Genomic DNA, 12,054 nt, shown 5'->3' with positions numbered 1-12,054 from the left:
GAAAAAATCAGAGTCTGGAAAAAATCATGAGTAAGAAAATGATTATTCCGACAGGCTCCTAGCCTGTGTGACCCTTGCCGCCACCCCTGTGGCTTTGCGAACACTGCTTGGAGAGCCTCCTAAACAAGTCATCCCTTTAAGTATGGATAAGGATCTCGTGCGCTATTTTTTTCTTGGTGATAGCAAAAGAAGTGAAATTCTTGATGAAAGTTTTTTGGAAGAAATCCGATTTCTGTTGGCTTTTGGTGCAGTCCTTCAGGCGGGGGGAGTTTCCCAATCCCCATGGCTTGATCAGCTTCGTTGGATTCTCTCCTTCCTTAAAGGGGAGAAAGGTTATGAAATTGTCCGGGGGACTTTTCCTATGGCCTTTGAAGCGTTACCCTTTCCCCAAGGGTGGCAGCAGGGAACGAATCGAGGTTTTGGGCTATCGACGGTGGTAGAAGGTCCAAATCTTCTTGGCCGTGCCGAAGCGCCAATTTTTGGCATCGGTTTTAATGAGGGATGGGGAATGGCTTTTATCGAAGGAGGGATGACTTTTTTACAGCTTCATGTTCAAAATGACGATTTCTCGGTTCCCGCCTGGTTTCTGGATCTTTGGAAAAAGTTTGATGCTTTTATCGGGTAATATGGGGTAACAGCCAGCAGCATTTTATGATTGACCTTCCTTTCAGATATAAGTAGCTAATTTACAAATAAAATTTTTTAAAAATGGAGAAATTATGCCAGGTCTACCTTTACTTTCACGTCCTGTTTTGAATGCGTTTCAAGTTTGGCCAAGGGGGAATGCGGTCATGCCTATTAGACATGGTCGTAGGATGGAGGTTCATCCCATTCACCCAAGACATTTAGCGCATATTGGGTCCACCATTGATGGAATTCACAGAGAAGTTAATGGAGTGAGATCTGGATCCTGGCGAGATAGTATTTTGGTCGATCCAACCGCTTCTCCCAGTCTTGCAGGTCATAATTGGAGGTTGGTATCTTCGTCTCGGACGAGGGAAGTTCCAAGAGATTCTTTTGTACATTCCAATGGGAGGGATAGAATGGATCCCGATTTTAGAGCTGACCGTTTTGTGAGTGTTGAAACACAATCGAGAGCCCGAATAATCGACTTGGGTATGCAAACCTATTCCGGAGAGGCCGCCATTAATTACCAGGTTAGAATGTCCTCACAGGATGAACCCCATAGAGCTTTTATGGAGGCAAGTAAATCTTCAGTTCATCTTCGCTTAACCATGACTTTTTCCCAGCTCTTAAACTTTTTAACAGATCCCATCCTTGCCTTTCTCGTTGGCGGGCATTTTGAAGGGATTTATAAAAATAGGACGATGGCACTTGCGCTTGCAGACATTTTACAGGCAGATCCCATGGCTGACCAATTTGGGTTGGATCATCTTGTCATTTTTTCTTCAGAACGCCGTCATTCTGAAAAACCATTGGTGCGAACGCCCGGTGGATTGGTTCCCGTTACGAGCACTTTAGTAGCGCAGACATGGATTCCTGATAGTGGTAGGTTTGATTTTATCCCAGGGATAAGGGTTTCGACAGAAGTTGAGGGTTTTTCCTTTGATGATCATCGCCTTGACACGATAGCCACCGCGGGTTCACGCGATGTTCATGGGCATCTTCCTTGTTTGAGGATCAAATTTTCAGGTGAAGCATGGCAGATTGATTGTGTTGCCCTTTTTGATGATGAAGATCCAGTTCAATTTCCACTTTTGATAGGTGCTCTTTGGATGTCGTTGGACCGGTTTATCCTCGAACAAAATAAGCCAAGAGCCTTAGAAGAAAACCATCCTTTATAAGGATTTTTTGAATGATGAGTCGAAGGAATAATTCAACTTTCCCTAGTACTATTTCTCAAATATTTCTCCATGTCTCTCAATCCCATCGTATTAATCACATTCCCTTTCTCCATCCACCCCTTACGAGCAATGCCCACGCCGTATTCAAAATCCGCAACACCTTTTACATTATGAGCATCCGGGTTGATGGAAATTTTCAGGCCTTTTTCTTTGGCATAGTGCAAATGCCGCCAGTCGATGTCTAAACGATAGGGGTTGGCGTTGAGTTCGATGATTTTTTTGTGTTTGACGGCGGTATCAATTATTTTTTTGACATCCAGTTGATAGGGTTCGCGTGAAAGAAGAAGGCGGCCCGTCATGTGGCCCAGCATGGTGGTGAAAGGATTTTGGAGGGCCTTGATGATTCTTTCGGTCATTTCTTTTTCCGTCATCTTAAAACGGGAATGGATGGAGGCGATGACGAAATCAAATTTTTTAAGCGTTTTTTCGTCATAATCAAGCGAACCATCGGCCAAAATATCGGATTCAATTCCTTTAAAAATCTTGAAATTTTTTAATTTTTTATTAAACGCCTCGATTTCTTTGTGTTGCTTTTCAATATCCGCATTTTTAAGCCCATGGGCATAAAAGGCCGACTGGCTGTGATCTGAAATTCCGATGTATTCAAGCCCCAGTCCCTGAGCCGCTTTCACCATTTCCTCCAAGGAAGCTTTCCCATCGCTATAAGTGGTGTGATTATGGAAAATTCCCTTGATGTCTTTTGCAGTGAGGAGTTGAGGGATTTTGTTTTTCTCTGCGGCTTGGATCTCGCCTTGATTTTCCCGCATTTCAGGAGGGATGTATGAAAGCCCCAAATGTTTGTAAATTTCCTCTTCGCTCTTGCAAACAATGAGTTTTTCTCCCTTGAAAAGCCCGTATTCATTCATTTTCATTTCCATCGATTGGGCTCTTCCACGCAGCGCCACGTTATGTTCCTTGCTCCCGGTAAAATGATGGAGGGCATAGGGGAATTCTTTTTGGCTGACACAACGTAGGTCGACTTGGATTCCGTTTGAAAGAACGACACTCGATTTGGTTTCGCCATGAGATATAGCTTGTTGCAGCCCGGGAAGGGTGACGAAAGTTTTCATCACCGCTTTCGGATCGTCAGAGGCCGCCACAAAATCGATGTCTTTAACCACTTCTTTGCAACGTCTAAGCGATCCGGCAACGGAAATTTGTTGTACGTGTTTGTTCTTTTTTAAAATTTCAAGAACAGCGTTTGCTTCACGGTAGGCTTTTGAAAACAGGAAAAGGCTTTCATTTTTTTTATGAAATTGAATGCCTTCCAGAATTTTTTTCTGCGATTTTTCACCAAACCCTTTTAATGTAAGCAACCTGTTTTCATGGCAGGCATATTCGAGTTCCCCAATGGATTTAATGCCCAATTCTTCATAGAGGTGCTTGGCTTTTTTGGGGCCAAGGCCGGGGAGTTGGATCATTTCCAAAAGTCCTTGGGGGATTTCTTTTTTGAGGTCGGAATAAAATTTGAGTTTGCCCGTATTGAAAAGTTCGGTAATTTTTTCAGTCATGGCCTGGCCGATTCCGGGAAGGTTTTCCAGTTCGTGGGTTGAAATAAGTGTTGCTATGTCCTGGGAGGAAGTTTCCAAACTTCGTGCGGCATTGTGATAGGCCCTTACTTTGAAGGGATTTTCTCCTTTAAGCTCCAAAAGGGTGCCGATTTCATCGATAATAGAAATTATTTGTTGTTTGTTCACAGGATGGTTTATAGGAAGAAACGATTTTAGAAATCAATAGGGAAGGTTGCGTTTGATACAATTTTAAGCTCTTAAATTGGACATGGTGAGCCCCGTCGAACCATGGACTTATTTATTGGAGAGTACGCGGTTCGACAGGGCTCACCGTGTCCTAAAAATGCCCAAAGTAACTTTTGTTACAGATAAAATTACGGTTGAAGTTCCCGTTGGGGCGGCCATTCCCGACATTGTAGACCAATGCGGGGCCACCCTTCCCTTTGGTTGTCGCATGGGAAGTTGCGGCACTTGCCGGTGTATTATTGAGGAAGGTCTGGAAAATTTGAATTCCCTCACCCAGGAAGAAAATGCCCTGTTCGAAAACCTGACTTCAGTAGGGGCTACCGAACGCTTGGGTTGCCAATTGAAGATCATGGGGGATGTAAAAATCAGGTCTTAATTACCACCACCAGGTACAAGCTTTAACAGTCGTCGTTATAGGGTCTTGTCTAAAGGCGGGCGCTAGCGCTAGAGAGGTAGGGCCTACAACCATGCTACAGTAAATGCTGGCACTCCCTTTGGCAATAGTCCAGCCGGTAGTCCATCCAGCAGAAAGAATATCGAAAAGACCCACTTCTCTATGGGCCTCGGGATCAGCAGGTGGCAGATCGGCCTTTTTTTTACGTCCTTCTGCAAAATCACGAATTGTTTCTGGGTCAATTGGCAAGCTTCTTATTGCAGCTAAAACAAAAGTATTTTTCTCTTCAATTTCTAAAACTTGTTTTCTTTTTGTAGGATCTTTTATTTGATTGATGAATCGAGCATTAGAAAGAGTTTGGCTTAAAATATCGCGTGCATCCCTTTCTTCTAAGGAATGAGCTTTATAGCCAGTTACAGAGCGTGTGGGGTCCTTTCCCGGAACAATCCAAAAGATGCTGTCGAGTACTAAATTTAGCTGATCTTGGGCTAATTGTCTTTTTTCAGGGTCCGTTGGTAATAAGTGGTAGCTCTCTTCAACAACAACAGCATTGACATGATCTTTTTCCATGGCCAGTAGTTCATCACGGCGATCAGGGGTTGAAGCATAAGCTTTGCGGATGAGAAGATTGTTTTCGTAAGCCGTTCCTAATACGTTTCCCATAGAATGTGCTTCATATGCCTTGTAACTAGCAGGCAAACGTCCAGCCATGATTTCAATAAGAATAGTACGTAGAGGGGTGGTAATTTCTGTGGGCCTTTTATCAAAGGCCAAAGAAGCTTGCGCCGCACTTTGGTAAGCGGCCTCCAGTGACTCTTTATTTCTCCCTATGCAACGGCGTATTCCAGTCCCACGCTGAGATGCTAATTCAATAATGTCTGATGTGTTTTGTTCTAAAGCAGAAGCATTTTGATCAGGGGTAAAAGCTTGATTGATACTTGCTGTGATTTCTCCTTGTTTCTCAGACTGAGCAGTTTGATAAAACCAATTAGCCCGCAAAGCTTTTAATGCCTTGGCCTTTTCGGCTGCTAAAAGAGAATCTATTTTTGGAATATCTTCTGCATAACAATCCCGAATGGCTCCGCCATTAAAACGAGCAGCATTTACGATGTTTTGTTGAAATCCCTCTTCAGAATAGGGGGTATATCGACCTTGATAACAGCTACAAGCTTGGACAGAATCAAATTCTCCCATAAATCCTCCCTTTATATTTCAAGATGTTATTCCCCTTTTGTCCTTAAAGCCCCCTATCGAAGCGCTTGTGGGAATGCAAGGTTTTTGTGCGTTTGCTACTTTTTTACTCTCTGGACCCGTCATAAATACCGTATTGACATACGGTATATATACTGGTAAGTTCTGCCCATGGAAACTGCCCGTAAAATAACCATTCTTCTCCCCGAAGATCTTCTTCATAAGGCCCAAAAAGTCACTCAAGAGGGCATTACCCCTACCATCCGAAAAGGTTTGGAGCTCCTTGCCGCGTCAAAATTTTATGAAAACCTCCTCAAACGTCGGGGTACTTATAAATTCGGCATTTCTCTTAAACAATTGCGTGAGGATCGTGACGTATGATTGCCGTCGATACGAGTTCCTTAATCGCTTATTTTGCGGGTGAAGAAGGTATGGATATCAATGCCGTTCATTTGGGGTTGGAACAAAAAATCGCTGTCCTTCCTCCAGTCGTTTTAAGCGAAATTTTAAGTGATCCTAAATTGCCCCATTCATTGATGATGGATCTTAAAGGTATACCTTTATTAGATGTTTTAGATGATTATTGGGAGCGGACGGGCATCCTCAGGTCAAAAATTCTTAAAAATGGTCATAAAGCAAGATTGGCCGACAGCCTGATCGCTCAGATTTGCATCGATCATGATGTGCCGTTAATCACAAGAGACAAGGATTTCAGGAACTTTGTACGTATTGGCGGATTGAGGTTATTTGAATAATGGCGAAAAATAAAACCGTCTACTCCTGCCAGCAATGCGGTTACCAGTCACCCAAATGGGTGGGGAAGTGTCCCGACTGCAATCAATGGAATACCTTGGCTGAAGAAACTTTTTCTCCTTCCGAAAAAACGCGGGAAGGTTTTTTTGTCCTTCAAAGTGAAGAGGCTTCTCCCTTAAGTCAGATATCCCTTGAAAAGAAAAAACGCTACGAAGTGGGTGTGGCTGAGCTTGACCGCGTGCTGGGTGGGGGCATTGTTCCCGGTTCGTTGGTGCTTATTGGGGGCGACCCCGGCATTGGCAAGTCAACTTTGGTCATCCAGGCTTTGGATCAGTTGGTCAAAAGAGGGGTGAAGGTTTTGTATGCCACCGGCGAGGAATCCAAAGAGCAAATCAAAATGCGCTGCGAGCGCCTTAAAATAAGTTCTGATTTACTTATTCTGGCCGAAAATTCCGTCGAACGAATCATTACCCAGGTTCAAAAATTAAAACCCGATGTTTTGGTGGTTGATTCCATTCAAACTGTTTATTTATCCAGCCTTGAATCAGCTCCGGGTTCAGTTTCGCAGGTGCGCGAATCAGCCGGCAAGTTCATGTATCTTTCCAAAACAACGGGCTTGGCCACGATGCTTATCGGGCATGTCACCAAAGAAGGGAATTTGGCCGGCCCGCGGGTGTTAGAACACATGGTTGATTGTGTTTTGTATTTTGAAGGGGATGCACGCCAGCATTACCGCATTTTGCGCACGATGAAAAACCGTTATGGTTCCACCAACGAAATCGGCGTGTTTGAAATGAAAGAAGCGGGCCTTGGTGAAGTGGCCAACCCCTCGGCTCTTTTTGTCCCTGACAAGGAATCGGCGGGTCCCGGATGTGCCATTACGGCCTCTCTGGAAGGAGTGCGCCCGTTTCTGGTTGAAATCCAGGCGTTGGTCTCTTCCTCTACACTTGCAAATCCACGCCGAACAACTTTGGGAGTGGATAATGGCCGTGTTTCCATGATGGTGGCTATTTTGGAAAAAATTGTCGGTCTGAATTTGTATGCGCAGGATATTTATGTGAATGCCGCCGGTGGCTTTAAAATTGTGGAGCCGGCAGCCGATCTGGCCATTATTGCAGCGCTGGTTTCCAGTTTTCGCAACAAAAACTTCCATGTGGGAACTTTTGTTGTGGGGGAAGTGGGGCTTTCAGGTGAAGTGCGTGCCGTGCAAGGTTTGGATATTCGAATCAAAGAAGCCATCAAAATGGGATTTAAACATTTTGTCCTTCCTAAAACCAAGGATTTGATCCTTCCTTCCTCTGTTGAAGGGGTTAAGGTTTCCCATGTGTCCCAGGCTCTTGAAATGCTGGGCCTTTCGTAATATAAAATCTTTAAATTTTAAATATTTAGGTTAGATATTTAGGTTAGATTGTATGGTTCGACGAGGCTCACCATGTCCAAATAAGGACACCCTGAGCTTGTCGAAGGGTAGAAAACCAACAAATTATGCTTGTCGTTTAAATTCTCCTATAGTAGGGAAACCCCCTTATTTTTTTAAGAGGTATGATTATGAAAGAAGGCATTCATCCAGAATATAAAAAGGCAAAAGCCGTTTGTTCGTGTGGAAATATCGTCGAAACAGCTTCGGTAAGCGATACCATCCATGTTGAAATCTGTTCGGCGTGCCATCCATTTTTTACCGGGAAGCAAAAACTTTTGGATACCGCGGGTCGTGTGGAACGTTTCCAGAAAAAATGGGCTAAAAAAGAAGATTTGGTCCAAAAGAAAAAAGGCCCTCGTACGATTACCATTCAAGATTAGTAGGGGCGTATTGCGATACGCCCCTACTAGGTAAACCTCCCAGTGGTGTGGGTTTAGGTTTGCATGGTCCCGCCCCGGGCAACTGGGGCGGGATTTTTTTTCGGTAAATAAAAAATGGCCATCTGCTTCGTTGCCTCCTTGGCCACTCCCTGCGACGTACGTTCAAGTACGTCTCGGTCGGGCCTCGTCGGACGCCTCACATCTGACCATTTTTTATTTACCTCACTCGTGACATGTTTTCCAAACTCCAACAAGTCGAACAACGTCACCGCAAACTTACCGAAAAGCTTCACGATCCGGCAGTGACGAACAACTCTCAAGAATTTCAAAAACTGGCCAAGGAAGAAGCCAGTCTTCGCCTGATTGTTGAAACCTATCAGATTTATAAGAAAAAAAATTCGGAACTTGAACAGAACAAACTCATGCTTGTTCAGGAAAAAGATGAATCGCTTCGCGAATTGGTGAAGGCTGAAATGCCCATCCTTGAAAAAGAGGTTGAGGAACTCACCGGGCAACTTAAGATCCTTCTTTTACCCAAAGATCCAAATGACGATAAAAATATTTTTTTGGAAATAAGGGCGGGTACAGGGGGAGATGAAGCGGCTCTTTTTGCTTCCGATTTGTTTCGCATGTACAGTCGCTACGCCGAAAAAAACCGTTGGACTGTTGAGATTGCTTCCGAAAGTTCCACCGGTATTGGTGGTTTTAAGGAAATGATCGTTCTCATTTCAGGAGAGAGGGTTTATTCAAAATTGAAATATGAAAGTGGTGTCCACCGTGTGCAACGGGTGCCAAAAACAGAGGCTTCGGGGCGGATTCATACCTCAGCGGTGACTGTGGCGGTTATTCCAGAGGCGGATGAAGTTGAAGTCAAAATTGATCCCAATGAATTACGCATTGATGTGTATCGTTCCGGAGGGCATGGGGGGCAAAGCGTGAATACGACGGATTCGGCTGTGCGTATCACCCATATTCCCACGGGTATGGTGGTGATTTGCCAGGACGAAAAATCGCAACACAAGAATAAGGCCAAGGCCATGAAGGTCTTAAGAGCCAGGCTTTATGACCAAATGTTAACCGCCCAGCAAGAAGCTGAAGCCAAGGCCCGCAAGGAACAAGTAAAAACGGGGGACCGTAGTGAAAAGATTCGTACTTATAATTTTCCTCAAAACAGGCTCACCGACCATCGCATTGGATTGACGGTCTATCAACTTGATTCGGTGATGGAAGGAAATCTGGACCTGGTGTTGGAACCTCTTTTGACTCATTATCAGGCGGAAGCTTTAAAGAAATCGGATTCCTAAAATCCCCCCTCCCTGGAGGGGAGGGGGTGAGGGGGAGGGTGGAGTTCAATTAGTGCACCCCTCTCCCTAACCCTCTCCCTCAAGGGGAGAGGGGAAAAGAATTTATGCCCCCCTGGACCATCCTCTCCCTTCTTGATTGGACGACCAACCACTTTAAAAAAAATGGGATTGAATCGGCGCGCTTGGATGCTGAACTTTTGTTGGCGCATGTGCTGGAATGCGACCGGATGAAGCTCTATCTTCAGTTTGAACGTGTCCTTACCGAAGATGAGTTGGCGGTTTTTAAAAAACTCATCCAACGTCGCCTTCAAGGGGAACCCATTGCTTATTTGACTGGGGAAAAAGAATTTTGGTCCATGTTGTTTCAGGTGGGTCCGGGTGTTTTGATTCCAAGGCCGGAAACGGAAGTGTTGGTGGAGAAAGTTATAGGGGCGATTCATGAATCGCCCTTACGAAATGTAGGGACAGGTCGCGACCTGTCCCTACGGGTTCTCGACATCGGTACCGGATCCGGCATTTTGGCCATCACTTTGGCCAAAGAATTTCCCCAGGCGCAGATTGAAGCATGGGATATTTCAGAAGAGGCGCTTATCTATGCGCGAAAGAATGCCGAAAGGCATGGGGTGGGGGAGAGGATTAAATTTTTGAAAAAAGACATTCGGGGATTGGGTAACGCCCCCCAACCCCCTCTTAAATTAAGAGGGGGCGAGGGGGAGTTATTCCCCGGATCCTTCGACCTCATCATCTCCAACCCCCCTTACATTGCCTCATCAAAAATAAATTCGTTACCCAAGGAAATTTCTGTTTTTGAACCCAAACAGGCTTTGGATGGCGGTGAAGATGGCCTTGATTTTTACCGGCTCTTAAGCCAGTGTGCTGGAAATTTTTTAAATTCTGGCGGAATCCTGGCCGTAGAAATTGGGGAAGATCAGGGAGAAACGGTCCCAAAGATTTTTAGCGATGCGGGGTTGGCGGAAATTCAGGTGACCAAGGATTATGCGGGATTGCCAAGAGTGGTGATTACAAAAAAAACGTAGGGGCGGGTCTGTGACCCGCCAGGGCAGGTTACAAACCTGCCCCTACAAGATCAATCATGGACAAAATCGTCATCGAAGGTGGAAGAAAATTAAAGGGAAGGGTTCCCGTTTCAGGTTCCAAAAATGCGGCTTTGCCCATTATTGCGGCTTCTATTTTGACCTCTGGATGGAATGATTTTTCAAACATCCCCGATCTGGCTGATATTTGCACCATGCTCAAACTTCTGGAAGGGATGGGGGTTGAAGTGGAAGCCTCCAAACATCGTGTCAAGCTCAAGGCTGACAAAGTCAGACACGCCGAAGCTCCCTATGACTTGGTCCGCACCATGCGAGCCTCGGTGGTTGTGCTTGGGCCGCTTGTGGCACGCCTTGGTTATGCGCGGGTTTCTCTTCCGGGCGGATGCGCCATTGGAGCCAGACCCATTGATCGCCATTTAAAAGGTTTGGAAGCCATGGGAGCCACCATCACCCTTGAAGGGGGTTATGTTGAGGCCCGGGCCAAAAAATTGAAGGGAGCCCATTTTCGTTTTAGTGATGTCACGGTTACAGGAACAGAAAATTTGATGATGGCGGCCTGTTTGGCCGAAGGGCAAACCGTTTTGGAAAACTGTGCCCGTGAACCGGAAGTGGTTGATTTGGCCCATGCGCTTAATCAAATGGGGGCTTTTATTGAAGGGGCGGGGACAGAAACGATCACCATCGAAGGGGTGAATGAACTTTCAGGTACGGAGTACTCCATTATGCCCGACCGTATTGAAGCGGGAACTTTTTTGATCGGGGCGGCCATGACGGAAGGGGATGTGACGGTGGAGGGGATTTCCGAAGAATATGTGCATGCCCTTGTTGAAAAATTGCGGGAAGCCGGAGCCCTTGTTGATGTCGGTGAGGATTCCATTCATATAAAAGGTTCATCAAAAATTCACAGTGTGGATATTTCCACACAACCCTATCCCGGTTTTGCCACCGATTTTCAGGCGCAGTTCATGGCATTAATGGCACTTGCTGATGGCACCAGTGTTATTTCGGAAAATATTTTTGAGAATCGTTTTATGCATGTGGCTGAACTCAATCGCATGGGGGCTGATATAAAACTGGAAGGGCATACAGCCGTTGTGCGTGGTGTTCCCAAATTATTGGGCGCGCCGGTGATGGCGACTGATCTTCGTGCCTCGGCCTCCCTTGTTTTGGCAGGGCTTGCTGCTGAAGGAATCACAGAAATCCACCGTGTCTATCACATCGACCGCGGTTACGAACACATTGAACGCAAATTCCGAAAACTGGGGGTACGCGTTAAAAGAGCGAAGGTGAAATATTAATGGGGATCATTTCGGTGATATCAACGAAATGATCCGGTTTTAATCTTGGAAAGGTAGTTTTTATGTCCAAAGAACTTCAAAAAATTTCTCCGTTTGAACGTATCCGTCGCATCAATGCTAAAGGCCATGAATCTTGGTCCAGCCGTGATTTTGCTCAAGTGTTGGGTTACACCGATTATCGCAATTTTGAACAAGTGATCCAGAAGGCCCGCACAGCTTGTTTTAACAGTGGCCAGAGTATCGAAGACCATTTCGTTGATATCAACGAAATGGTCACCATTGGGAGTAAAGCTAACAGAGAAGTAAAAGCGATTCTTCTTTCTCGTTACGCTTGCTACCTCATTATCCAAAACGCCGATCCCGCCAAAGAAATAGTTGCCTTAGGACAAACTTATTTTGCCATGCAGACTCGAAGGCAAGAGTTGTCGGATCAGTCGACAGAAAATGAGCGTCGTCTGTTACTTCGTGATGAAATCAAAATTCACAACTTGCGGTTGGCTGAAACAGCCAAACGGGCCGGTGTCATTACTTCCTTGGATTACGCCATTTTTCAAAATCATGGTTACATGGGGCTTTATGGGGGCATGACGGTTCGGGATATTCACCATCAGAACCCCGCTGAGGACCACGGGCGTAA

13 protein-coding genes and 1 pseudogene are annotated in these 12,054 nt (G+C 45.4%); 11 read left to right on the top strand and 3 right to left on the bottom strand.

Annotated features, from left to right (window positions below):
- Positions 1–67 precede the first annotated feature (67 nt).
- Both A2048_06980 and A2048_06975 read left to right on the top strand, forming a co-directional pair.
- Entirely contained in the window at positions 68–625 is a 558-nt protein-coding gene (locus A2048_06980; protein OGP07637.1) for a hypothetical protein, read from the top strand.
- A gap of 418 nt (positions 626–1,043) precedes the next feature.
- A complete protein-coding gene (locus A2048_06975; GenBank protein ID OGP07636.1) occupies positions 1,044–1,805 on the top strand; it encodes a hypothetical protein in 762 nt (253 codons plus the stop codon).
- A gap of 32 nt (positions 1,806–1,837) precedes the next feature.
- Here A2048_06975 and A2048_06970 read toward each other — a convergent pair whose 3' ends face one another.
- Complete coding sequence (locus A2048_06970) at positions 1,838–3,562, bottom strand: histidinol-phosphatase (protein OGP07635.1); 1,725 nt, start codon at positions 3,560–3,562, stop codon at positions 1,838–1,840.
- Positions 3,563–3,719: 157 nt separating this feature from the next.
- On the opposite strand from A2048_06970, the gene A2048_06965 reads away from it, so the two are divergent.
- Positions 3,720–3,998 (top strand): hypothetical protein, encoded by a 279-nt coding sequence (locus tag A2048_06965; GenBank protein ID OGP07634.1) that lies wholly within the window; start codon positions 3,720–3,722, stop codon positions 3,996–3,998.
- On the opposite strand, the gene A2048_06960 is transcribed toward A2048_06965, so the two are convergent.
- Complete coding sequence (locus tag A2048_06960) at positions 3,999–5,210, bottom strand: hypothetical protein (GenBank protein OGP07633.1); 1,212 nt, start codon at positions 5,208–5,210, stop codon at positions 3,999–4,001. It abuts the gene before it with no gap.
- Positions 5,211–5,378: 168 nt separating this feature from the next.
- On the opposite strand from A2048_06960, the gene A2048_06955 reads away from it, so the two are divergent.
- The 4 genes from A2048_06955 to A2048_06940 all read left to right on the top strand — a co-directional run bounded on the left by A2048_06955 (position 5,379) and on the right by A2048_06940 (position 7,760).
- Positions 5,379–5,588 (top strand): hypothetical protein, encoded by a 210-nt coding sequence (locus A2048_06955; GenBank protein ID OGP07632.1) that lies wholly within the window; start codon positions 5,379–5,381, stop codon positions 5,586–5,588.
- Entirely contained in the window at positions 5,585–5,962 is a 378-nt protein-coding gene (locus A2048_06950; protein OGP07631.1) for a hypothetical protein, read from the top strand. Before A2048_06955 ends, A2048_06950 begins: the two co-directional genes overlap by 4 nt.
- Entirely contained in the window at positions 5,962–7,320 is a 1,359-nt protein-coding gene (locus A2048_06945) for a DNA repair protein RadA (GenBank protein OGP07630.1), read from the top strand. Before A2048_06950 ends, A2048_06945 begins: the two co-directional genes overlap by 1 nt.
- 188 nt (positions 7,321–7,508) lie before the next feature.
- Complete coding sequence (locus A2048_06940; GenBank protein OGP07629.1) at positions 7,509–7,760, top strand: 50S ribosomal protein L31; 252 nt, start codon at positions 7,509–7,511, stop codon at positions 7,758–7,760.
- 53 nt (positions 7,761–7,813) lie between these two features.
- On the opposite strand, the gene A2048_06935 is transcribed toward A2048_06940, so the two are convergent.
- Complete coding sequence (locus tag A2048_06935; GenBank protein OGP07628.1) at positions 7,814–8,014, bottom strand: hypothetical protein; 201 nt, start codon at positions 8,012–8,014, stop codon at positions 7,814–7,816.
- Here A2048_06935 and A2048_06930 point away from each other — a divergent pair.
- The 4 genes and pseudogenes from A2048_06930 (at position 7,994) to A2048_06915 (ending at position 12,054) form a co-directional block, all read left to right on the top strand.
- Complete coding sequence (locus A2048_06930; protein OGP07627.1) at positions 7,994–9,064, top strand: peptide chain release factor 1; 1,071 nt, start codon at positions 7,994–7,996, stop codon at positions 9,062–9,064. The genes A2048_06935 and A2048_06930 overlap by 21 nt on opposite strands.
- Positions 9,065–9,168: 104 nt before the next feature.
- Positions 9,169–10,101: a protein-(glutamine-N5) methyltransferase, release factor-specific gene (locus A2048_06925; protein OGP07626.1), complete on the top strand. Its 933-nt coding sequence runs from the start codon at positions 9,169–9,171 to the stop codon at positions 10,099–10,101.
- Positions 10,102–10,157: 56 nt separating this feature from the next.
- Positions 10,158–11,417: a UDP-N-acetylglucosamine 1-carboxyvinyltransferase gene (locus tag A2048_06920; protein OGP07625.1), complete on the top strand. Its 1,260-nt coding sequence runs from the start codon at positions 10,158–10,160 to the stop codon at positions 11,415–11,417.
- A gap of 62 nt (positions 11,418–11,479) precedes the next feature.
- Positions 11,480–12,054 (top strand): annotated as a pseudogene (locus A2048_06915) (hypothetical protein).

It is taken from the genome of Deltaproteobacteria bacterium GWA2_45_12 (genome assembly GCA_001797365.1).
Lineage (GTDB): Bacteria > UBA10199 > UBA10199 > UBA10199 > UBA10199 > UBA10199.
Note: the sequence above shows the minus strand (reverse complement) of the source record. Positions and strands in the feature narration are given on the sequence as shown.